The organism is Pseudoalteromonas sp. bablab_jr010, from assembly GCF_016464105.1.
Lineage (GTDB): Bacteria > Pseudomonadota > Gammaproteobacteria > Enterobacterales > Alteromonadaceae > Pseudoalteromonas > Pseudoalteromonas simplex.
Genome location: NZ_JACDWV010000075.1, coordinates 1 through 23,376, shown reverse-complemented (window position 1 = coordinate 23,376; position 23,376 = coordinate 1). Strand labels below are relative to the sequence as shown.

Genomic DNA, 23,376 nt, shown 5'->3' with positions numbered 1-23,376 from the left:
AAAGTTAATATAAAATGGCTTATTTTGTAGCAAAAAAGGCATCCTAACACCCTAGCGATACCTTTAAATTAAAAGAAAATTAAACATTTTGCCACTTTAATTAACATAATGGCATTCATGACTTTCGATTTGTAAAACACTTTTGTTTACTTTAAAGCGTGAAAGCAATAGCTGTTCTACTTTAAGTCGACACGCCTCATCATGCTTTTCCACGGTACAATGCTGCTTTAACACCACATGTGCTCCCACAACAATATCTTTGTCTTGGCGCATTACCGTTACATTATGCACATTTTGAACGTGTTCTATTGATGCAATACTTTGCTCAATAGCTGCTACATCAGGAAGCTTACTACGGTTTTCCAGTAACCCTTTAATACAGCGAATAATCACTTTAACCCCAGTGAACAATACAAAGATCGCTATGAGCATACTCGAAATAATATCGATTTCTGCCCACCCGGTTAAGTAGATTAAAATTCCAGCAAAGAAAGTAGAAACTGTCGAAATTAAGTCAAAGAACGAATGGAGAAATACCGCATATACATTAATGCTTGCCTTACGCCCTTTATACAAAACCCATGCAGCTGCGCCATGAAACAAAAATCCAATAGCAGATATAACTGACATCAAATAGCTATTGATTTGTAGTTCATGCCCATCACTGTGATGGAAATAACGTTCTCCACCTTCGTAAAGAATAACTAAGCTAATGCTTAAGTACAAAACACCATTGATCAAGCCACCGGTCAGTTCAGCTCGTTGGTAACCATCGTTAAAGTTTTTTGCAAAGTAAATCGCCATGCTTGAAGCAATAAGTGCAATAAATAAAGAACTGTTATGAACAAACAAATGCCCAGCATCAGCAAGTACAGCAAGCGAATTAGAATAATAGGCACCAATGATCTGAATAACCATAAACGAGCACGTTATGGCTAAAGCAATTAACAAGCGGCGTCTAGAAGCTTGGTGTGTTGTAATATCTGTCATGAAGAAGTGGAAAACCTATTCGCTGGAGATGGAAATGATATAAAGTCGCAATTGTAATACGTGACGCGGCTAAACGCACTAAAAAGTTATGAAAGGCGGCCAAAAACCTAGCCTCGACCGCCTTTTGTAAGGTAATGCTATTGTTTCACTCTTATAAAGGGGCTAATCATTCCAGTAAAGAAAATCCCGCCTAATAGCCACCATAATGTATAGTCAGACTCTGTCTGTTTACCTTGTTCAACCTGTTCGAGTTTTTGGCCACTCACTTGCTGGCTAGCTGAACTTACACTGTTAGCAAGTTCTGGTGCCGCTTGCCCAGGTACTAAAGGAGCAAGGCCAAAGCCTGCATTTTGCTCTTTTACGAATTCGGTAAATATTTCATTGTCTGTAACTACATCATGTTGATTAGCAATTTCAGTGTAGGTTTCAAGCATTTTCTTCAGTGTCTCGGCATCAGCTTGCCAATAACCTTTGCGAACAGCCTCTAACATTCGCTCAATGATTTGTGCTAATGCTTCAGCGTTATGTTGCTCAAAGAATTCGCGCATTTGCATATCGTATTTATCATCAACATACACTTCAAAGAATTCTTGCCATTGATCATCTCTTACCGCGTCGGGGGTCATAACTTCCCAGCCCCACATGTTATTCATACGGTCTAAAATAGCGGTAGCCCCAGCATAACCTGAGTCTTGCATCGCTTTAATCCAACGAGGGTGGAAATAACGACTGCGCATCTCGTTACTGATAAACTGATCTAAAGTTTGAATTTTCTCCTGCCCCTTACGGCGCAAATTAGAGACATACATTTGTGGTGTTTTACCATCAATATTACGAACCGCTAGGCCGATGCCACCAAAGTATTGGAACGGATCATCATTTGTCATGAGTGCATAAAGGTTACTTGAACGAGAAAACACCACCCCATCAGTGCCCGACAACACCTTTTTGTATAGCCCTGTTTCTGATAAATTTTCGCTCCAGCGAGCCTCATCTTTACCAAAACCAAAGCCCATTCGATCTAAATACAAATTAGCTAGCTTACTATCATTTTCCCAGCTATCAGAGTCAAGCGCTCCTCCCGCAAGCCCTGTACCGTATGCACCACTTTCATTAGAGAAAATACGCACAGAAGATAAGTAATCTGCATCTTCTTCACTTTTACCTTCGTCTAATAATGTTTGCTTGAGGGTCATTGAGTGACGATAAACAAAGTTATTGTCTTCTTTCATCTTTGCCACTTTATCTATTGCCTCGGCAATCCAAAGCATGACATTAGGAAATGCATCACGGTACAAGCCTGTCGCAGAAACCACTACATCAATACGTGGCCTGCCAAGCTCTGAGTATGGGATCACTTCAGTGCCAACAATGTTGCCCTGATTATTCCACTTCGGCTTTATCCCCATTGCATGGAGAATTTGTGCTTCTAACGCACCTTGATGACGCATTGTTTCAAGTGACCAAAGTGAAAAAGCAAGCTTCTGTGGGTAGCGGCCATGTTCCGCTTGATACTGCTGTACAGTTTGTTCAAGCATCTTAACCCCAGCCTGATAAGCTTCTTTTGAAGGTACTTTCGCTGGGTTAAAGCCAATTAAGTTTCGACCTGTTGGTACAGCCGCCGGATTACGAATAGGGTCATTACCGTGGCTTACTGGTATATACTGACCATTTAAACCATTTAGCAAACCGGTGATTTCTTCACTTTTGTGAAAGTTTTGCCAGTACTCTTTTGCTGTCGCAATATCACTTTGTAACGACTCAGGGATGGCTAAGTTACTATTTTCACCCAGCACTCGCGCTAGTAACTGAAATCCTTCTAATGCCTCTAACTTTACAACCTTACGTTCGTCTTCACGTTCAGACTCGCCAATAGCAATACCTATTTCTCGCTCAAATTCACCTGCTTGTTTAGTGAAATCATCACCAAGCATTTGCAAAATAGTACTGTAAAGATGGGCATTGATTGGTAGCTCACCAAAAATATGAACTCCCAGCGGCTGGCTCATCTGTGCCAGTGTGTTCAAGTGATCTTGTAAGACGGTAATCTTGTCAGCAAATTGAGCAGCTAAAGTAGCTTCATCAAGATCGAGGTCTTTTAACATATTCAATTGCTTAGCAAGCTTAATTATTTCTTGCTGCGTATTTGATTTTGTTTGCCCTTCATCCAACATTAAATAGTTGGTGATCAGTTCGTTTAATTTTGCCACCTCAGTGTATAGCCCTGCTTTTGCAAAGCCTGGGGTTAAGTGACTTATCATGGTGGCACGACCACGACGCTTTGCCTGCATCGCTTCACCGACATTATCAATAATGTACGGATAGAAAACAGGAATATTGCCTATCGCTAAGTTTGGCGCATCATAAACCGATAAGCCTCGCTCTTTACCACTTAGCCACTCTTGTGAACCATGAGTACCTAAATGCACCACCGCATCAGCATTAAAAACATCACGTGCGTATAGATAAATAGCTAAATAACTATGATTGATGACCGATTTAGTACTGTGATACTGGGCAGCATGCTGCTTTGCCGTTTCACCACGCACACCTTGAGGAAGTACAATCATGTTACCCAGTTCCATGCGCGGAATGACAAACATCATTTCGCCATTGTGCATACGCAACATAGCGCTTTCACTTGGTTGACCATATTTATCAGTAATTGGCTGAGTGACATCCTGAGGCAGGCTATCAAACCAAGTTTGATAGATACTTAGCGGTAAATAATCTGCGAGTCCGAGTTTTACCAAGGCCTCAGCATCTTCACCACGATAATAAGGGCGAAGCAATTTACCCGCTTGCTCAACTAACGTGGCTGTATCCGTTTGTTTTACTTGGTAACCCTTTTCGTTCATCGCTTTTGCGATGTTAGCAATCGAACTTGGTACATCTAAAAATGCAGCGCCAATATTCTTCTCACCCGGCGGGTAGTTCCATATAAAAGTGGCGACTTTTTTATCTGTGTTTTTAATGTGCGCTAAATTGGCATGATTAAATGCCCGTTCAACCAACGCATTAAGTTGCGCTTGCATTGCCACCTTACTGCCTTTTTCATTAGCGGCAATAATAATTGGGTCGGTGCTACCCGTATCTTCTGGCATTACAAGAAAGAACGGAGTGAGTGCTGGTGATACACCCGCATGATCTTCTTTAAAAGCCTGTTCATCGCCTTCGGTATAGTTAAGTGCATGAATAACAGGCACACCAATTTGCATAAACTCTGCGCGACGCTTTTCAACATAGTGTAATGAACGATAGTTAATGATTAAATCTACCCGTGAACCGGTTTCATCACTTAGTAACTCTGGGTAAGTTAGTGCTTCGTCATTGCCTTCAAAGAAAAACGCCAATGCTTTCGCACCTTTGTTCTGAAGACCTGTAATTAATGCATCAACTATTTGTTGCTGTTCGTAATCAATGACTGAACGATGAATCGCTATCGCTATAACTGGTTGAGCTGGCTTAGCATCTAACCAATTAAAAAACTGCATTTCATCAGCACTAACATGGCCGTCAAACTCAGGATGATATAAACCAACGTTTGGAATGACTTTAACTGGCTCTGCTGGCACATCTGAGAGTTTAAAAATGGCATTTGCAATATAAAGCATCATATTACGGTAATTATCGCGCCCGGCATTATTGTAATAACCGCCAAGGTGAGTATGTTGCTGCTCAGATAAACCGCTATTCATTGCTGAGTTTTCCATATCACCGAGTGAGATCACTGGCACATTGGGGTACTCAGTTAAATATGGCTGATACTTAGCAAACATATATTTTGAAAGTGCAGGGTTGATGCCATCCAACAAAATCAGCTCGGCATTTTGCCAAGCTTGTTTAATCTCTTCGTCTGTTTTGCCTTTAGTACTAAAATTAGTAAAGGTGAACGGTTGATCTTCAGCAAGGCTTGTTAGCAATGCCCCTTTCGATTTAGCCACATGACCCGACATCATTATAAGTACTTCAGGCTTTTGTGCTGCATGTGAAGTCAGTGCGCTGAATAAAAGCAGCGCAAACGTTATTATTCTTATCATTGTGTATTCTCTTGTTTGCCCGTTGCTGAGCCATCACTTTCGGGGACATAAACAAAGCTACCGTCAGCCATTTTATAAGCCACACCAGCGCGCATGCCCTCGCCAGAACCGATTTCACCGTTAGATTTATATTGTTTAATTTCTTTGCCTTCTTTAACAATTACTTCCATATTTGGCTCACCGGCATTTTTAACAACAGTCACGTTTTCTGCAGTAAAAGGGCTGAGTGGGTTTTGTGCAATTGCAATAAGAAGTGCAGCAATAATCACCAGAAATACATCAACCAGATTAACGGCACTGACAATTGGGTTTAACTCTTCATCTTCGTCTAAAAAGCGCATGTTATTGCCCTCTTAATTTACGAATATTGATAAGTTCTTGAGCGCACCAACGTTTTTTAACCGAAGCTGGCCAAAACGTTAGGGTCGAAATAACCAAGCCCCAAATAACCGCTGCAAAGGCAATGATTAAATTTTCGCTGATCCCCTGAATGTTGCCATCGGCAAGGGCTTTTAATGCAGGTCCCATTGGGATCATCGTCGCAATTAGTCCAAGCATAGGTGCAATACGGGTAACAACTCTAAGTACTTCTAGTTGTTTTAACGCAAACACTTCAAGCTCATCCTCAGATGCAGTTGGATTCGCTACATAGTAATTATGGACATAAAAGCCTCTGTAATTCGTGGCCGTTTTAGTATCGATATCTCGCTGATAAGCAAGCTGATTTTTTCTTCTGATTAGATATTCAGATACAAACCTCCCTGCTGCGAAAAACGCATAAACAAAGAGTACTGCAATCACTAAAATCACAGGTGCCATTAGAAGAGCTGACACATCAGCCATAAGTTGTTCGATTATTTGGATATTCACATTATTGCCCCAGTAAATTTGACGGGCTCAAATGTACGTGAAAACACACACCATTACAATAATGCAAATAGGAACAATTTGCATTTATATTGATCTTTATAAAAATAGGCGTATTATTCTGGCAAAAATAAAACAGTTCTCTGTACACAAATAATATAAAGCTCCTAAGGAAACCAATAATGCGCCTAGCTAAAACACATTCTTTACGCATTTTAATCGCTGCGACTCTTGCAGCTTCTGCAACACCTACCATTGCCGATGAATCAATCAAAGCTGACGATTTAGAAGTAATTGTTGTTAGTGGCTCGCGTACTGAAAAACCATTAAAAGATGTTGCTGCGAGTATTTCTGTAATAACAAGTGACGATATTGAAAAACAAGTTGTTACTGATATGAGTCAATTATTCTTATATGACCCAAGTATTCAGGTAACTGGCCGTGTTGGCGGTGCACAAAACATTCAAGTACGAGGTATGGGTTCTGATCGTATTCTGATGATTAAAGACGGCATGCGAATGAACGAAGGCTACGGTGCAAACGGCTTGAACGATATTGTGGGTCGTGGCTTTATTGATACCGATACTTTAAAGCAAGTTGAAGTTGCAAAGGGTGCTGCATCTTCGCTTTATGGCTCAGATGCACTGGGCGGAATCGTGGTGTTTACAACTAAAGATGCAAGCGACTATTTACAAGACGGTGAGCAGTTTGGCGGCCGTGTGAAATTAGGTTACAGCGACTTAGATGATCAAACCAGTTTAGGTGCAACACTGTATGCTCAGCATGGTAACTTTGATCACCTATTAAGTGTAACCGCTCGTGATGGCGAGGAAGAGCAAAATAAACACCAAAGCAATGCGCCATTCGAAATTGATTCACAAAGCCTTCTTTACAAACTTAAATACAACATAAACGATAAAGATTACATTAACTTCTCTGCTGATCTGTGGCGCCAAGATGTCAATGGCGACAGTGCTGATGGCCTACTTACCTATTTCCGTGGCTTAGCAGAATATGGCTACAATATTGCCACCGAAAACACGCAAACCGAAAAAGACAGCGACTCATATCGCTTTAGTTACAACAATAATTCAGCCAATCGTTTATGGGATAGCGCTCAGTTTAACCTTTACTACACTAATAACCGCCAAGACGACCAAGAATATGCGTTATTAGACATCAATGCGCCAATGTTTGGTACCGTTGAAATGCGTGACATGTGGAAAACAGGCACCTATGAGCAAACAACCTATGGTTTAATCTCCCATGCTAGTAAAGCCTTAAATAAACATCACACTCTTGGTTATGGTATTGATGTTGAAACAACCGAAAGCTTACGCACTGTGCATGAATATCGTGAAGTTGAAGGCGAAACAACCAAAGATGATACCACCAATAAGTTCCCTAAAAATGATACTCTTCGTGCTGGTTTATTCATCAATGACGAAATCTCATTACTAAACGACAAACTGGTGGTAACGCCAGGTGTTCGTTTTGATTATTACAGCATGGATCCAAACGGCGCTTTAAAAACAGATGGTGAAGAATACGCTAAAATTGATGAAAGCAACCTCTCATTTAATTTAGGTGGCTTATATTATATCAATGATATGTTGAGCGCTTATGCGCAATACGGGCAAGGCTTTAAAGTACCTGCTTATGACCTAGCTTACATTGAGCATTATAACCAACCTACCGCTGAATACATTTATGAAGTATTACCTGCGGATGATTTAGATCCAGAGAAAAGCGATACTTTCGAGCTTGGTTTACGTGGCCACATAGGCGATTTTATTGTTACAGCAGCGGTATTCCACAACAAGTTTGATGACTTTTTAGCAACCGAATTAATAGATCGTGAAACCGTATTTAATGACGACGGCTCATTTGGATATATCCACGATAAATATCAGTATCAGAACATTGACTCAGTAACCATCAAAGGCGCAGAGTTTTCGACAACTTACTATGCAACAGATGCTATTTCTGTGTTTTTGAATGCAAGTTATCAAGACGGTAAAAATGACGAAACCGATGAATACATCAGCTCAATCAACCCTCTATCAGGTAACTTGGGTGTGAGCTTCCAAGGTGACACATTTGGTAGTGATTTAATCGTGAACTTTGCTAAAAAAATGACCAAAGTGAACGAAGGCAATTACGAAACACCAGGCTATGGTACGGTTGATTGGTTAGCACGAGCAAGCTTTGGTCAAGCTAATCTAAACTTAGCTATTCGCAACTTGTTCGACAAAACTTATTATCAGCATGGCAGCCTTGCGAACCACTCTGCATCAGATAGCTTAGAAGGGCTCGAAAGTTCTGGTCGTAGTATTTCTGCAAGCATTAGTTATAGCTTCTAATTAGTTTTTAAAACCTTGTCGAGTGCAGCAATGCACTCGACTTATGGCATTAATTTTTTTGCCTGTACACTTTTGGCGACATGCCATACCAGCGATGAAATGCATGATGAAATGCGCTAATTTCAGAGTAGCCACATAAAAAAGCTATTTCTGTGACTGATAAGTCTGTTTCGTTTAACAATGACACACTTTTTAGCTGTCTTAATCTTGCCAATTCTTTACTAAAATTTGTGCCCTCTTTTGCAAGACGCCGTTGCAACGTTTTTTCACTCATATTAAGTGCTTTTGCCATTGCTTTATTGGTGGTTTGGCCTTGAATTAAATGCTCTTCAAGTAAAATTCTCAGCACCTGCGTCACATTCGTTTGCGTCACCAGTTTCATCTGGCTTGATAACACAGGTTCACTATCGGTATTTTCGCTAAAAAATAGGCTATGGGTCGTAGCGCCGTATTCAATTTTGCAATTAAAGTGCGCATTAATCTCACTATGAGGCTCTTTACGTTGCAAGCAAATTCGCGTTGGGTGCCAATCTTTTCCCTTTACAGTGCGCGCTATTTTCACACAAAACGCCATGGGTGCTTCGTAGCTTAGCAGTGACATATCCCGCTCGCCATCACTAAAGTTAAAGCGAAGTTCATACTCACTACCGTGATCGATTAGAGACACATTATGTGTATCGCCCATCAATTTTTGATAACGCAATATCAACCGAAAAGCACTCAATAACTGTGTTGACTGAATAATCGCCATACCTACTACGGGAATAGCCCGTACATTCATGTTACTGCCAACATAAAGACCTAAATGCGTGTTTGGTAACATCGCTTGCGCCTGCTTCCAAAGCATACTGACACTGGCTTGCGGGTATCGGGCTGTTTGGCTACTTAATTCTGCTAAAGGAATATTTGCCGCTGCAAACAACTCATTAATTGGTAAGCCCTGCCATTTAAACGACTCAGCCATAGCACGAAGCCACCAGCTTGATAAGGTTCTCATGCGCGTCCTAAACAAACAATTTAATGACCTATACTATCAAGTAAATAAAAGAATAAAAGCCTATTGTTAACCTGTAATTAACAACGGAGACAACAATATGGGCACTGTAGCAAGTAAACGCGAGTTCGCGAGCTTTAAAGAGTTTTACCCTTATTACTTACAAGAACACAAAAATAAAGTCTGTCGACGCTTACACTTCTTTGGCAGTTGGGTTGTTTTGGCTATTTTGTTTACCGCTATTTATCAGCAGCAATATAGCTGGTTAATTTTATGCCCTGTTGTGGGCTATGGCTTTGCTTGGGTTGGTCATTTCTTTTTTGAGAAAAATCGCCCCGCTACTTTTACACACCCTTTTTATAGCTTTATTGGTGATTGGGTGATGTTTAAAGACATTATTATTCGCAAAGTACCATTTTAGGAAAACACCATGACCATGAAACACACAGTATCAGAACAAGAATGGCAAGCCCGTGTTGAGCTCGCTGCCGCGTATCGCTTAGTGGCTTTATATGGCTGGGATGATTTAATTTTTACCCATATTTCAATGCGCGTTCCCGGCACAGACAACGAGTTTTTGATAAACCCGTATGGCATGATGTTTCACGAAATTACCGCATCAAGTCTTATCAAAGTAGATCAACAATGTAATAAGCTGCATGACAGCGAATACCCAGTTAACCCTGCGGGGTTTAATATCCATAGCTGTATTCATATGGCGCGAGATGATGCCCATTGTGTTATTCACACCCACTCGCTCAATGGCACGGCAGTGTCTGCCAACAAAGACGGTTTATTGCCTATCTCTCAGCAAGCTGTCGTTGTGCACTCAGGTTTGGGCTATCACGATTACGAAGGCATTGCCCTCAATCCTGCTGAGCAAGACCGTTTAGTGAATGATCTCGGCGCGAACAACTTTCTAATGCTGCGCAATCATGGCCTATTAACTGTGGGTAAAACGGTCGCTGATGCATTTTTGTTTATGTATGTTTTTGAAGCGGCATGTGCTGTACAAACTCGTACGTCACAAAATACTCAGCAACTCGTACAAGTACCTAGCGCGATTATTGAGGGTATCAAAGGGCAAACTGAAGTTGCTACAAAGGGATTGGGTGGCGCAATTGCTTGGCCTGCCCTGCTGCGCTTACTCGACAATAAAAGTCCGGGTTACGATCAATAAGGATACACCATGCAAATTGATATCATGACTAAAATAGTGCTGCCTTTAGCACTATTTATCATCATGTTTGGCATGGGGTTAGGGCTTAAAAAGCAAGACTTTGGGGCATTATTTATTAGCCCCAAAGCACTTTCAATAGGCTTAAGCTGCCAACTACTGTTATTGCCAAGCGTTGCGTTTTTAATAGCAATGAGTTTTACCCTAACCCCTGAGCTCGCTATAGGCCTGATCTTAGTGGCTTGCTGCCCGGGTGGTGTGACTTCAAATCTCTATACCTATTTATTCAAAGGGGATGTTGCGCTGTCAATAAGTCTAACAACGCTAGCAACATTTATCTCACCGTTTACCTTGCCACTAATTATGCATTTTGCCATGCAAACATTGAGTGTGCCGGGCCACGAATTCGCTTTGCCAGTGATTAAAACCATAGTGCAAATGCTAATGATAACGGTACTTCCTGTTTGCTTAGGAATGGTATTTAATCACTTTAAACCCCATTTGAGCTTGAAAATAGAACCCTTTATACGTCGTTTTTCGAGTGTATTCTTAATTGTGATAGTACTTAGCATTATTCATAAAAATGCTGACCAAATGCTGAGCTTTTTTGCGACTAGTGGCATTGCAACGCTGACATTAAACCTCAGCACGCTGTTACTAGGGCTGTTTTTTGCAAAAATATCGGGCTTAGATCACAAGCAACAAATGAGCATTGCGGTTGAAGTTGGGCTACAAAATGGCACCCTTGCCATTTTAATTGCAAGTACCTTAATCAATAATGCCGCGATGGCAATACCTGGTGCAACCTATAGCTTATCTATGTTTGTAACGGGTTATATTTTTTGTCGCTTATTTAGCGCGCATCATACAAAGCACCTTGCCATTCTCAACAAAGCTTAAAAGCCAAAAGTGATGACTAAAAACAAGGATGTTTTTAGCATGAAGAGCACATCACCCAAAAGTAATAACAAAGTTCATCAACCATCTTAACTAATAACTTTCTATTTATTTTTCAAAACTATACCTAAATTATTAGTTGTGAGATTAACACTGTGGTCAGTCTTGTTTAATAGCATTTTTTCATTCACTATCAATTTATGGCTTGTCATATAAGGACATATTGTGGCCGAACTTACTAACACTAAACTGCCTGTCCATATTGCTGAATTAAAGTTTGCACTTGATAACGTACCTGCATACGTTTATATAAAAAACGAACTATCCCATTATGTATATGCTAATAAACTTACACTCAGTCTACTGGCGTGCACAGAGCAGGAACTTCAATTCAAAAGCGATAAAGATTTCTTTGCGCTTAATGATGTTAAGAAACTAGCTAAAATCGATTCGCGTGTGATCAAAGGAGAGCGCACCCGAGAAGAAGTGGAGTTAAATTTCCCTGATGGAAACAAATATATTTTTTGGGAAGTAAAAACTCCAATTTTTTGTGACACAGAGCCAAATAAGGTTATTGGGATTTTAGGTATTTCGACAGATATTACTGAACGAAAACAACTTGAAAAACAGCTCCTCTATGATGCATCTACAGATCCTTTAACAAAACTCTTAAACCGCCGATATTTTTATTCTCGCCTATCACTTGCGTTACAAGTTAGTAAACAAGACCTAAACTATGGTGCTGTCATCTTTATCGATCTTAACAAGTTTAAAGAGTTAAACGACCAATATGGTCATCTCATTGGAGATGCATACCTTATAGAAGTGGCTAACAGGATGAAAGCAGTCGTTCGCGACAAAGACTGTTTAGCGCGCATCGGCGGGGATGAATTCGTAATCATGCTTGAAAGGCTTGGCCGTGATGAACAAGCCGCCAAAAAAAACGCTCATCGTGTTGCCGATAAACTACAATCAGCAATTGAAACCCAATTTATATACCAAAATGTCAATTACTTCGGCTCTGCGAGTGTTGGGGTTACAATGTTTTTTGGAACTCAAAAATCGGCCAATGAAATTGTCGCACAAGCTGACCAAAAAATGTACCTTATAAAACGAACTTTGCCTCACCATGCTAATTGTTAGTTTTTAGGACAAAAATTTAATGAGCGAATTAAAAACACAACCCAATGATGCCAATGTAGATACATTTATTAGCCGTATTGAACATCCAACCAGAAAGGCAGATGCAAACGTGTTACTGGAACTATTTAGTAAAGTAACCAAACAAACTCCCGTCATGTGGGGCGACGCAATCATTGGCTTTGGTAACTACAGTTATCGCAACTCAAAAGGGGAATACAACTGGTTGATGACTGGCTTTTCGCCGCGAAAAAGTAATTTAACCCTATATGTAATGCAAGGGTTTAGCACTTACAGCGATGAACTTTTAACGCTAGGCAAAACAAAGCACGCTAAATCTTGCCTTTACATTAATAAACTCAGCGATATAGATCTAAATGCGCTTGAGCAATTCTTAATTAAAGTTGTGGCAGATATGCGAGCAAAGTACCAATGTAGTTAATGACTATAAACTGCTTAAAATCTATCTATCTGATGTATAGCTTTCTGAATGTAGTGACATATGCTGTTACTATTACTCGCTAATTTAGCCTTATAAATCATTGGCGCAGGTTGCTTTGTGGTGGTAATCTGAGCTGTGAAAAATAATTTTAATTGTATCTAAGGAAAGTACATGGATCCCATTTCTAGCGTTTTAGACCTGTTGTTAAATGTAGAAGTCTTTCTTCTAATTTTTGTTTTAGTGCTACTAAAAAGCAGCGTTAAATTTGTACCACAAAACCGTGCTTGGTTAATCGAGCGTTTTGGTAAGTACCATTCAACTAAAGAAGCCGGCTTAAACTTTATTGTGCCATTTATTGACCGTATAGCCGCTGATCGCAGTTTAAAAGAACAAGCGCAAGATGTACCTTCGCAGTCTGCGATCACGAAAGATAATATCTCGCTCATCGTCGATGGTGTGCTGTATTTCCGTGTGCTTGACCCGTATAAAGCTACGTATGGTGTTGATGACTATGTGTTTGCGGTTACTCAACTATCACAAACAACAATGCGCTCTGAGCTTGGCAAAATGGAGCTAGATAAAACCTTTGAAGAGCGCGACATGTTAAACACCAACATAGTTACCGCGATTAACCAAGCTTCTGAGCCTTGGGGTATTCAGGTTTTACGTTACGAGATTGTATACCCCCAAATACAACTACCACTTCAGTCTAAAATAAAACTATTAGATAGCTTTTTCTCGATAAATAGATTTTTTTGTGCTTTTAAATATTTAATGTATACTCCTAAATAGTACCTGTTTACCACTTCGTTTAGGGAGAAGGAAATCTCAAACTTAACACTAAAAGCGACTATTGCTCCCAACAATGTTAAGCCATTTGAAAGTCGTGTAGTCATATCATCCCGAGGGATTCTTTCCAGTCATGTGGAATATTTGGCTAAATACAGGAACAAAAGCAAGTCTTGGCGTAACCAGTCATGTAATGCTGTTGTTAAGTTCTTAGATTACTCAGAAGCATATGACCATAAATTTAGAAATCCTCGTTTAATGTTTGAAGCTTTTGCTGAAACACTTATTGATGGAACTATATTAGAAGACGGTAGTGATCCAACCCATCTTTGGTGGGAACCATTACAACCAGCGACAGCTAACGCCATAATTAAGCACATTACAAAGTTCAGCGACTTCATTTACAGTAAAACAAAAGACGAACGTCACTTACTTAACCCGGATGTTCACGCAACAAGAAGTGAGTTTTTACTTTCCCTAGCGGCCTATCATCATCGAAAGAACAATTCACTCCTTGCTCATACGTTTGATGACCAAGCGGCGCTAGAAAAAGCAAAACGCAACAAGTTGGTGAAATTGCACCATACGACAAAACAAAAAGATGTTAAGGCCACTGAAGAAGACGTAATCATAGATTTGATAACAAATGGTTTTTGGCGCACTAAAAACAGAAACGATTTAACTAATTTAAACATTAAGAATGTGCTTATTAGCATGTTAATTAGTTATGGTGGGCTGAGGGTAAGTGAGCCATTCCATATATTCATAAGCGATATTTACGATGACCCAACGGATGACTCTCAGTGCTTTATAAATATTCAGCACCCTGCACTTGGCGAAGCACCTGAATATTGGCGTAAACACAGTGGAAATAAGTATGCGACTAGAGATGCTTACTTACGAAAAAAATATGGTTTGCGACCACGGACTGAGCTACTAAACACGTTTGGTGCAGGCTGGAAATCTCGTCATATAACTTCATTTAACGTCTATTTGTTTCCGAGTACAGCTGCTCGCTGGTTCAAAATGCTAGTTGATCTATACATTAGAGATCAACGAGTAACATCCCAGACGCATCCACATCCATATTTGTTTTCAGATGAAAATGGAAAACCTGCAACGATTAAGCAATACACAACAGCTCGACAAAAGGCCCTGAGAAAGTTGGGTTATGACCCTTCAAAATATGCTGGCAATAATCCGCATGGAGGAAGGCACTTCTTCGGAAGCACGTTAAAGGCTAAGGGAGTAAACGCTATACACATTAAAGAGGCTATGCATCATAGCAGCATCAAGTCACAGGAAACCTACGTTGAGGCTGAGATCAAAAAGGAAATGAGGGCTGAGATGCTTAAACTGGAGTCTAAAGTTGAAGAGTCGGTATCAGTTCAAATATCATCAGGAGCTCAAGATTTTTTTAATGATATGAACTCATTGGGAAAAGAATAATATTAGAGTGATTATTTTCGTTCGCGATAAAAATATTAATCACCACACCAACTCGTTAAAAGTTTGACGAATGATATATATGAACAATAAAAGGGGTGTCTAGTTGGCCAAGAGATTTTATAGCTATCAAGAGGCTATGCGTAAAGTCCATGATGCAGGGATTAAAACACGAAGTGAATACCAAAAATGGTACAAAATAGATCCTATGCTGCCTGCGAAACCTTGGATAGTTTATTCTGAACACTATGAAAACTCAGAGTTTTTTTCGAAAACCGGTTTCTACACCTACGAGGAAGCCTTGCAAAAAGTAAACGAAGCAGGGGTAAAGTCAACTCGCGAATATAAGCAGTGGCATAAATTAGATCCACGCATGCCTTCACATCCTTGGGCTGTGTACGGTGATGAGTTTAATAACGATGAATTCTTCTATAAATCCAAAAGAGGAAAGTTCTACACCTACGAAGAAGCCATACATAAAGTACATGAGGCGAGAATCAAATCAACGGCTGAATATAGAAAGTGGCAAAAGTCAGATCCTAGGCTACCAGCTCAACCTAAGCGGTTTTATGGTGATGAATTCGATAATGCTCAATTTTTTGGTAAGCCTCAAAAAAAGCCAATCTACTCCTATCGAGAAGCTATGCATAGAGTGCAACAGGCTGGGATTAAATCAACTGCCGAATACAAGCATTGGCAAAAAGCTGATCCACGAATGCCAGCAAGCCCTTGGTATGTATACGATGGCGAGTTTGACAACATTGAATTTTTTGGTAAACCACAGAGTGAAGGGTTCTACACATATCAAGAAGCTATGCAAAAAGTGCAGCAAGCAGATGTAAAATCAACGGTTGATTATAAACAGTATCAGAGATCAGATCCGCGTCTCCCTTCGAATCCTTGGCATGTTTACGGTAAAGAGTTTGACAACGCGACGTTTTTTGCCAAAGAGAGTTTCTACTCATACCAAGAAGCCATGCGTAAAGTACATGATTTTAAGATAAAAACAAAATCCGAATACTTGGAATGGCAAAAACTAGACTCTAAATTACCTTCGCAACCACAGAAAACTTACGGAAGCGAATTCGACCATTTAGAGTTTTTTGCTAAGGAATTATCGATTGAAGAGTTCGCTGAGCAAGTAAAAAAGAAAGGAGTTACCAAAAAGATAGAGTATGACAAACAACTTGTTGGCACTTCACCAATATACCCCAAAGATCCAGTAAAATATTATGGTGTTGATTCATTTAAATCATTGATTAAGTTTGATTATTGGGGGTTAGATGAAACGCGTGAATATATCAATGCTCATAAAATTAAAACTTCATATGAATATATTGAACATGCTAAGGTTGTACCTCACCTGAGAGCTCACCCTAACAAAATTGAAGGTTTTATAGGTGAGTTACACTACTATCGAACCAAACCTTTTGAAGTATTTCTTGAGCAATACCCAAACTTTAAACCTTGGTGCGATGTTGCAAAAATCTACCTTGTTAATGGTAGCAATATCGCTAAACGTACTTCGATTATTGAAAAATTTCTTAACTGGTTAGCAGAGAGTAACATTGAAGGTGATCCTCTCGCCTTCTTGATTAATACGTCAAGATTTCCTGATGTTAATAAATTTTTGGCAAGCCTATCAAAGCAAGAGCAGTCGACTAATACTATCGGCATAGTTAACGATTACCTAAACCTGGTTTTAAAAACGTATTGCACTGATGAAGACGAAGAAACTGGTGAAATTTTTTGGCATCCAGACTACCGAAATCCTTATATTAATCAATCACTCGACGGGGTCACTCGTGATGCAAAACCTAATGAAACAGTAAAAAAAATTCTTCCTTTTGCTTATGTGGATAAAGCTAGAAAGTTTTTGTGTCCTTACAGCGCAAACAGCTTCAGCGATCTAGATGCAGCACGGGATATTTATCAATCGGACTATTATGAAGTTGATGAGTCTCATATAGATAAAAATGATCCCAACTGTGTATGGCGAACTCGTGAGGTTTTTAGAAGCAGCGGTCGCAGGAAAACCATCATTTATGAAATGTGGTCGCCAGTACGGACTGTTGCCATGTTGACATTATTTGAGTTACCAATACGTGGTCAGCAAATATTATGGAACGACTCGGGCGAATGGGATAAAGAGTTACCCCACTACAGAAATGGGCAGTTGGTTTGGGAGAAGAACCTAAGAGATGTGCAAAACCACTTTAAAATACCTCAAGGATTTATTAATCGTTATGATGAAGATTCGTTCGGGTTTTACTGCACAACCAACAAAACCAAAAATGCAGAAGGAGGATATGCTGCTCCTTATATGCCTGATCACCTAGCAAAATGGCTCATTCTTTTACGTGACTGGCAAATGAAGTATAACCCTATTACCTCACCAACAAAGTGGTCAAATGACTTCATGCAAAAAGGAAGTCATGTTTCTAAAACCCGATTAAGGCGAAGAGGATATGAAGGTCAGCAATGTTTCTTGTTCAGGGATCCAACCGCTAAAAATGAGGTTCTTCGCTCACGACCTTTGACTAAAAGTGCACTAAGAAATGGATTGCCTATTTTGCTGCATCATATTCAAGATGAGCAAATAAAGCTAGCATCATTTGACGACACACCTCGATGGGATGGATCACAGATGAAAACGATGAGTCGTTACAGCTCTGAATATTCCCCTCATAGCTTACGAGCAAGCATCATTACTGCCTACTTGGTTGATCATAAATTGTCACCGGTATTAGTTTCTAAGCTGGTTGGCCATGCTAGCCTGGTTATGACTATTTATTATGCAAAAGTGACTGCGCCGGCTATGAAGCGCGAATTTGAGCGTGCTGAGTTTGAGGCATTGAAAAATAAGCAGAACTCAATTAACGATGCAGTCATGGCCGCCAAGTTTAAAAACTTAAAGGCGTCTTATGTTGATAATACAAATGGGGAATTTCTTACAAAGCTAGAAGGTATAACTGGAAATGCTATCGTTGATAAAGGATGTGGTATCTGTCCATTAGGTGGCCAGAGTTGTCATGAAGGCGGCGAGCTTGTTGCTGAAAAATCGACATACCGAAGTCCCGTTCCAACGTCGTTGGTTTTAGGACGAAGTAACTGTGTTCGCTGCCGATTTTTTATAACCTCTCCAGTTTATCTGCCGGGGCTAAAAGCGCTATTTGACTCTATAGCACTGAGTATTCGAGACTTAAACGATAGAATTGAAGAGGTCAGTGAACAGCTAGAAAACCTCAAAGATGAACGCGATGAATGCGAATGTGCTGGACAAAGTTTCACGAAAACATTTGAGCTTAACCGCTTGCAATCGGTATATGAAACATCTGTAGCCTCTCTCGATGGCGCAATGTCCGATGCTATTGCTACTTATCGCTTAAGTGATGCGGTAATAAATTTGCTGAACGATGAAACACCTGATGCAAACGATAAAAAGCTTCCTATGGTGCTCAATGATTCAACACTCTCGATTGAACTACGTGAATCCTCTAAGTTTGAACAGCTACATGAGATTTGTCAGTACGCCGACTTGTTTATGTTTTCAGACCCCAAAGCAGCCGTGATGGAACGAACGCAAAAGATTAACAAAATGCTTTTGGAAAACGACATCTCAGCAAGCTTGTATAGCCTAACTCTTGAACAACAAAAATTGATTGGAAACCATCTAATAAACAATTTAGTCAGACGCTTGGGGGGATGGAATGAACTAGACAACGTCGCTGAAAAACGTACTAAACTGCGAGACTATTTACCAGCGGTAGAGTTAAAGTCATTAACAACTGAAATAAAAAATCTATCTAACAGCATACCGATAAGAAATGAAGCCTTACCTGAGGGAGAACCTTCTCTATGAATACTGATGTTCAAGAACTGTATGACGATCTTATAGCGGATTGTAAACGCAAAGACGCACGAGATAAGTTATGTATTCTTAAGTCTGTACTGGATGAGCAAGTTGACAATAATGTAACGGTATTTAGCCTGAAATACGTCGCTAAACTTTCGGAAGAACGCGGTGGTCCTGCTTATCAAACCATCATTAATAAATCAGGTAAACGCTACAAGACGTTGTTTGATAAGTATATCGAAGTTTATGAAGATAGGCGTGAAAAGTCGCCTATTGAAGATAAGAACAGTTGGATTGATAAAATTGAGGATACGGCTTCACAATATCGAATTAAACGTATGCAGTCAGAGCTGAAAAAACTCAAGTCTGAAAATGATTTGCTTAGGCAAGTAAAGTCGGAGGTGGTTATAAAGCTAGATAACTTTGATGGTGGACTTGAAGCTATTGATAATCAAATGAAGCAAATTACGGCGTCACCTATCAATCTTCTTACCTCTGAGCTTGAGACATTAAAACAACTTCTTGATGAAGTATATTTACGTCGAAACAATCTTAACTATAACGAAAAAGGATCTCTCTTATACACTTCGGAAAGTGGTGAGATTGTCCAAATATCAGATCGTCGTTTGGACAGCGCCCTTAATAAAGTACTAACTGTGCATAGTGATAGTAATTAGTATGGCTAACGGACAACAAAAAGCTCAGCAAACTCTCAAAGCTTTTGAGCTGTGGGTTTCGACTCAATCCAATGACGATTTCACTCAGCTAATCTACAGAGGGCAACTCAATCGCGGCGAAATAGCTAAAGCCATCGGTTGTGGCAAATCTGCTCTTAATCAAAACCCAGCGCTTAAAACAGCCCTTGGCAACTTGGAAGATATGCTTCGCGAGGAAGGTGTGTTACCTCCCTTAACAGTAAGGGCAAAAGAAGAATCAGATAAACCCAAACAATACGACAACACTACTCATAAAAGACACCTTGAGTCGAAAAGGCTATCGGCTATTGAAGCCGAGAATATCGAACTGAAAGCTAAAATCAAAGAATTAGAATCTAAGCTTGAGCGCTTTGGTGAGTTATCGGACACCCTATATGAAATGGGGTTTATGCCTCGATGAATACAGAGTATTTTCGTGTAACTAGCATAAGGTTTCATAGCAATAAACATGTGATTTTCATGGGCATCCCGCTCAAAAAGAATAACTATAAAATGCACAGCGGTAAGTACACGGTTTCGGTTAAAGCATGCCCTGATAGCCTCCCTGTGAGTCCGGCCATTGGTCAACACTGGGAAGTTAAAGGTGTAAAAACCTTCAGTGAGTATGAGAACAATGGCTATGTCATGACACAGCATGTTTTTGATTCACCAATTGTAGCAAAATGCTCTCTTCCTGAAATTGGTGAACAACTCATAAGGTTTATAGCCAACGAAAAAGACTTTATAGGTATCGGTGAAAGTAAAGCCAGACGGTTATGGAATGCCTTGGGGAGTGACTTTCATCATCTTGCTAAGAAAGACACAACAGAGTCGAGAAGTCGACTTAGCGGCCTTCTGAGCGAAGAGTCCATCAACGCACTTTATAAAGGCTATGCCAAGTATGCTAATTTAAGTGCGTGTAACTGGATGTCAAATCACCATATACCATCTTCTATTCAACAGCGCTTGCTTAAGCATCATAACGAAAAGTCCATCACCGCCATTAAGGAAAATCCGTATCTATTGATTGGTTTTGGCATGTCATTTGAGGATGCAGATAGACTAGCTGTTACCATATTCGACCGTGACGAGGATGAGCCCAAACGCCTAAGCGCAGCGTTAGAAGTTGCAATACGCAAACAAATAGAGCTGGGTCACACCTACACAACACAAAATGAGCTTAAACCAAAGTTAGCCGCTTTATTAAAAGATCAAGAGTTATGTGCTAAGGCTTTCAAAGCAGGACATCATAAAGCTCAATTCGTTCTTAATCATCAATTAGGTACATATCATCCAACGGCACAACTACTGATGGAGAATGTCGTTGCAAAACGACTGAATAAGCTTGCTAGGCAAAATAACTTATATAACGAAAATGCAAATTCTGCATATTGCCATGCTGTTGAACAATTGCCTTATGAGCTTACCCAAAAACAAACCGAAGCAGTAATAACATGTTTAGATAATGCGGTAAGCTGTATAACCGGTGGGGCTGGAACGGGAAAGACAACTGTTCTCAGAACGGCACTTAGAGCATATCATCATCTAGGATATGAAATTCACGCAGTTGCACTCAGTGGCAGAGCGGCAATGAGGTTGCATGAATCGATAGGTTTTATTACTTCAACCATCGCCAAGTTACTTCGTGATGCACCAATTGAACCAAGTAATGAACAACCAAAGCACCTGTTGGTTATTGATGAAGCCAGTATGATTGATTTGCCCACAATGTATCGCTTGGTAAACCATCTTCATCCAGAGGTACACATTATATTCACAGGTGACCCTGACCAACTACCACCAATAGGGTGCGGTAAAGTTCTTGCAGACATAGTTCTATCAAATACCATTGCAAACACTATGCTGGATATCGTAAAACGTCAAGAAGGCTCAACTGGTATACCGGAATATTCCAAGCAAATAAACCAAGGCTTAGTCCCTGAAAATTTAAGTTCTGGGGCGGTATACTTTCATGAAACTCCTAAGCACCGTATTGCAAATGTATGTTGCGAGTTATATGAAGAGTCACCATACAATAGCCGTGTTATGGCACCGACTAAAAAACTAGTTCAAGACATTAACAATCAAATTCAGGATGCTGTTAATGAGCATGGAGAGCAATTAAAGTTCAATCTCCACGGCGATGAGTTTCATGTAAAACTTAGAATTAACGATCAAATATTGTTCACTCAGAACTTATACGATAAAGGAATCAACAATGGTTCGCTTGGGGAACTCACTTCGGTTACTTCCACCGAAGGCTCATTTGGTGAAGTGACACTAGATACTGGTGACAAAGTTGAAATCACTCAGCAAGTGCTTGATGGAATGGAGTTAGGATATGCAATAACACTACATAAAGCCCAAGGCTCACAATTTCCTAGAGTAATCATAGCGCTTCAAAAAGGTCGAATTGTTGACAGAGCTTGGCTTTACACTGCTATAACTCGGGCTGAAAAAGAAATACATATTGTCGGTTCATCTGAAGATTTTAAATCAATCACTCAGTCACCTAGTAACTCAAACAAGAGAACTAGCTTCCTTTATGAAATGTTCCGGATGTAAGAAATAGCATCTAAATTGAACAAATTTAGTTGTAGTAAATCATGCTCAATCTTACACATTCACTGGTTAGTCAAGATTAAATCGTCCAGTCGGACTTCTGGTATCCTAACTCATAATTGGACAAAAGCACGTTAGAGTATTTATTCGGTAACGCCCAATTAAAGGGTGAACAACGCCTCCACCCAAACCTAAAGCATTGTGCCATAAACACTTAACTGACTTGAAGTGAGAGCGCCAAGCGTTGTGAATCCCTCTAAAATTGCTTGTTATGAATATTGGTTAAGAGTACTTCATGATCGAAACGATCTTAAAGCCAGCATAAAAATTCATCTGGATAATGACTTGATGAGGTTCATCTGTTTTTAACACCTTATAAGTGAATACTTCAGGGTTATCACCTTCAGGTTCTACATCAGCTAACAGCTCATCAACCATTTGACCAAAGTTTTGAATTCTATCGTTTACCTCCACACTATCGATACTTGATAGGTCCACCAACCCACTGGTAATAACCTGAATATCGCCAATAAATGTCTCTCCATACTTGTGATAATGTAATGCATGAGAAATGTGTTCAATTGCCGCATCAAATCGAGCACGATCAATTTCAATGGCAGCAGTATGAATCAATTCACCATTTTCACCTTTAAGAGTTACTGGTGTATTTTTCTTAGCGAACTCAGCAAATACATGAGGTGTTCTATTTACTGCTCTCATAATTTTCGTGCCAAACTGCGTCTGGGCAAGATCGTTTGACACAACATTAGCTGCTAAAAAGAACAATAGATATACGTCATCTTTTGACTTTGCCGTATTATGTTTCTCACAAGAGCGAACAGTTATAAGGTTCTTTTTATAATGATCCCCACTTGGAACATCTTTTGCCTCAGGAAATATACATTTAGGAGGTACATGCTCCTTAGTGTTTCCCTCTGCATCGCACATGTAACATTTTTCCACACTATTTCCTTTATTCATAGACATAATGACTCCCACACGGTGCTAGCCTCCGCTTTTCGTGGGTTAGCTTAATGACAAAGCCAGAGCCATAATTAGTTTGTCAAATAACTAAACAGCAGAGGCTAGCATGAACAAACATAGCATACTTTTTATCG

General features: G+C 39.9%; 17 protein-coding genes and 1 pseudogene. 12 read left to right on the top strand and 6 right to left on the bottom strand.

All coding sequences use genetic code 11. The features are described 5' to 3' along the window. Positions 1-96: 96 nt before the first annotated feature. The 4 genes from JIG37_RS06765 to JIG37_RS06750 all read right to left on the bottom strand — a co-directional run bounded on the left by JIG37_RS06765 (position 97) and on the right by JIG37_RS06750 (position 5,900). On the bottom strand, positions 97-990 hold the full coding sequence (locus JIG37_RS06765; RefSeq protein ID WP_054554589.1) for a cation diffusion facilitator family transporter: 894 nt from the start codon (positions 988-990) through the stop codon (positions 97-99). Between the two features lie 137 nt (positions 991-1,127). Beyond that, positions 1,128-5,030, bottom strand: coding sequence for a cobaltochelatase subunit CobN (gene cobN, locus JIG37_RS06760; protein ID WP_166340750.1), 3,903 nt, complete (start codon positions 5,028-5,030; stop codon positions 1,128-1,130). Next, complete coding sequence (locus JIG37_RS06755) at positions 5,027-5,371, bottom strand: DUF2149 domain-containing protein (RefSeq protein WP_054554591.1); 345 nt, start codon at positions 5,369-5,371, stop codon at positions 5,027-5,029. Before JIG37_RS06755 ends, cobN begins: the two co-directional genes overlap by 4 nt. Position 5,372: 1 nt before the next feature. Next, positions 5,373-5,900 (bottom strand): MotA/TolQ/ExbB proton channel family protein, encoded by a 528-nt coding sequence (locus tag JIG37_RS06750; protein ID WP_054554592.1) that lies wholly within the window; start codon positions 5,898-5,900, stop codon positions 5,373-5,375. A 179-nt stretch (positions 5,901-6,079) separates the two neighbouring features. Here JIG37_RS06750 and JIG37_RS06745 point away from each other — a divergent pair, with 179 nt between their 5' ends. Further along, positions 6,080-8,260, top strand: coding sequence for a TonB-dependent hemoglobin/transferrin/lactoferrin family receptor (locus JIG37_RS06745; protein WP_054553944.1), 2,181 nt, complete (start codon positions 6,080-6,082; stop codon positions 8,258-8,260). 49 nt (positions 8,261-8,309) lie between these two features. Here JIG37_RS06745 and JIG37_RS06740 read toward each other — a convergent pair whose 3' ends face one another. Further along, positions 8,310-9,257, bottom strand: a complete 948-nt coding sequence (locus JIG37_RS06740; protein WP_138618351.1) for an AraC family transcriptional regulator — start codon at positions 9,255-9,257, stop codon at positions 8,310-8,312. Positions 9,258-9,354: 97 nt separating this feature from the next. On the opposite strand from JIG37_RS06740, the gene JIG37_RS06735 reads away from it, so the two are divergent. The 11 genes and pseudogenes from JIG37_RS06735 (at position 9,355) to JIG37_RS06685 (ending at position 22,261) form a co-directional block, all read left to right on the top strand. Continuing rightward, entirely contained in the window at positions 9,355-9,675 is a 321-nt protein-coding gene (locus JIG37_RS06735; RefSeq protein WP_054553946.1) for a DUF962 domain-containing protein, read from the top strand. A 9-nt stretch (positions 9,676-9,684) separates the two neighbouring features. Further along, the gene (locus tag JIG37_RS06730; protein ID WP_199529018.1) at positions 9,685-10,434 is read left to right on the top strand and encodes a class II aldolase/adducin family protein; all 750 of its coding nucleotides are present in this window, start codon (positions 9,685-9,687) and stop codon (positions 10,432-10,434) included. Between the two features lie 9 nt (positions 10,435-10,443). After that, on the top strand, positions 10,444-11,331 hold the full coding sequence (locus JIG37_RS06725; RefSeq protein WP_199529017.1) for a bile acid:sodium symporter family protein: 888 nt from the start codon (positions 10,444-10,446) through the stop codon (positions 11,329-11,331). Between the two features lie 222 nt (positions 11,332-11,553). Beyond that, a complete protein-coding gene (locus JIG37_RS06720; RefSeq protein WP_138599411.1) occupies positions 11,554-12,471 on the top strand; it encodes a GGDEF domain-containing protein in 918 nt (305 codons plus the stop codon). A gap of 19 nt (positions 12,472-12,490) precedes the next feature. Then, positions 12,491-12,910 carry a DUF1801 domain-containing protein gene (locus JIG37_RS06715; protein ID WP_199529016.1) on the top strand — a complete coding sequence of 140 codons (420 nt, stop codon included), beginning with the start codon at positions 12,491-12,493 and terminating at the stop codon, positions 12,908-12,910. Between the two features lie 171 nt (positions 12,911-13,081). Continuing rightward, a pseudogene (locus tag JIG37_RS06710) lies at positions 13,082-13,642 on the top strand (paraslipin); the annotation flags it as partial. Between the two features lie 63 nt (positions 13,643-13,705). Continuing rightward, complete coding sequence (gmtY, locus tag JIG37_RS06705; RefSeq protein WP_244664366.1) at positions 13,706-15,148, top strand: gamma-mobile-trio recombinase GmtY; 1,443 nt, start codon at positions 13,706-13,708, stop codon at positions 15,146-15,148. 103 nt (positions 15,149-15,251) lie between these two features. After that, positions 15,252-19,007 (top strand): VPA1269 family protein, encoded by a 3,756-nt coding sequence (locus JIG37_RS06700; RefSeq protein ID WP_199529014.1) that lies wholly within the window; start codon positions 15,252-15,254, stop codon positions 19,005-19,007. Further along, positions 19,004-19,678: a gamma-mobile-trio protein GmtX gene (gene gmtX, locus JIG37_RS06695; protein ID WP_199529013.1), complete on the top strand. Its 675-nt coding sequence runs from the start codon at positions 19,004-19,006 to the stop codon at positions 19,676-19,678. The genes JIG37_RS06700 and gmtX overlap by 4 nt, the downstream gene beginning before the upstream one ends. Before the next feature lies 1 nt (position 19,679). Next, complete coding sequence (locus tag JIG37_RS06690) at positions 19,680-20,117, top strand: VPA1267 family protein (protein ID WP_199529012.1); 438 nt, start codon at positions 19,680-19,682, stop codon at positions 20,115-20,117. Further along, the gene (locus JIG37_RS06685; protein ID WP_199529011.1) at positions 20,114-22,261 is read left to right on the top strand and encodes an AAA family ATPase; all 2,148 of its coding nucleotides are present in this window, start codon (positions 20,114-20,116) and stop codon (positions 22,259-22,261) included. Before JIG37_RS06690 ends, JIG37_RS06685 begins: the two co-directional genes overlap by 4 nt. A gap of 279 nt (positions 22,262-22,540) precedes the next feature. Here the strand turns inward: JIG37_RS06685 and JIG37_RS22645 are convergent, their stop codons facing one another. Continuing rightward, on the bottom strand, positions 22,541-23,245 hold the full coding sequence (locus JIG37_RS22645; protein ID WP_244664364.1) for a hypothetical protein: 705 nt from the start codon (positions 23,243-23,245) through the stop codon (positions 22,541-22,543). Between the last annotated feature and the right edge of the window lie 131 nt (positions 23,246-23,376).

What these genes read in the sequence shown, in the direction of transcription:
- JIG37_RS06765 (WP_054554589.1), bottom strand. Translation starts at nt 990, where the DNA reads ATGACAGATATTACAACACACCAAGCTTCTAGACGCCGCTTGTTAATT.
- cobN (WP_166340750.1), bottom strand. Translation starts at nt 5,030, where the DNA reads ATGATAAGAATAATAACGTTTGCGCTGCTTTTATTCAGCGCACTGACT.
- JIG37_RS06755 (WP_054554591.1), bottom strand. Translation starts at nt 5,371, where the DNA reads ATGCGCTTTTTAGACGAAGATGAAGAGTTAAACCCAATTGTCAGTGCC.
- JIG37_RS06745 (WP_054553944.1), top strand. Translation starts at nt 6,080, where the DNA reads ATGCGCCTAGCTAAAACACATTCTTTACGCATTTTAATCGCTGCGACT.
- JIG37_RS06740 (WP_138618351.1), bottom strand. Translation starts at nt 9,257, where the DNA reads ATGAGAACCTTATCAAGCTGGTGGCTTCGTGCTATGGCTGAGTCGTTT.
- JIG37_RS06735 (WP_054553946.1), top strand. Translation starts at nt 9,355, where the DNA reads ATGGGCACTGTAGCAAGTAAACGCGAGTTCGCGAGCTTTAAAGAGTTT.
- JIG37_RS06730 (WP_199529018.1), top strand. Translation starts at nt 9,685, where the DNA reads ATGACCATGAAACACACAGTATCAGAACAAGAATGGCAAGCCCGTGTT.
- JIG37_RS06725 (WP_199529017.1), top strand. Translation starts at nt 10,444, where the DNA reads ATGCAAATTGATATCATGACTAAAATAGTGCTGCCTTTAGCACTATTT.
- JIG37_RS06715 (WP_199529016.1), top strand. Translation starts at nt 12,491, where the DNA reads ATGAGCGAATTAAAAACACAACCCAATGATGCCAATGTAGATACATTT.
- gmtX (WP_199529013.1), top strand. Translation starts at nt 19,004, where the DNA reads ATGAATACTGATGTTCAAGAACTGTATGACGATCTTATAGCGGATTGT.
- JIG37_RS06690 (WP_199529012.1), top strand. Translation starts at nt 19,680, where the DNA reads ATGGCTAACGGACAACAAAAAGCTCAGCAAACTCTCAAAGCTTTTGAG.
- JIG37_RS06685 (WP_199529011.1), top strand. Translation starts at nt 20,114, where the DNA reads ATGAATACAGAGTATTTTCGTGTAACTAGCATAAGGTTTCATAGCAAT.
- JIG37_RS22645 (WP_244664364.1), bottom strand. Translation starts at nt 23,245, where the DNA reads ATGTCTATGAATAAAGGAAATAGTGTGGAAAAATGTTACATGTGCGAT.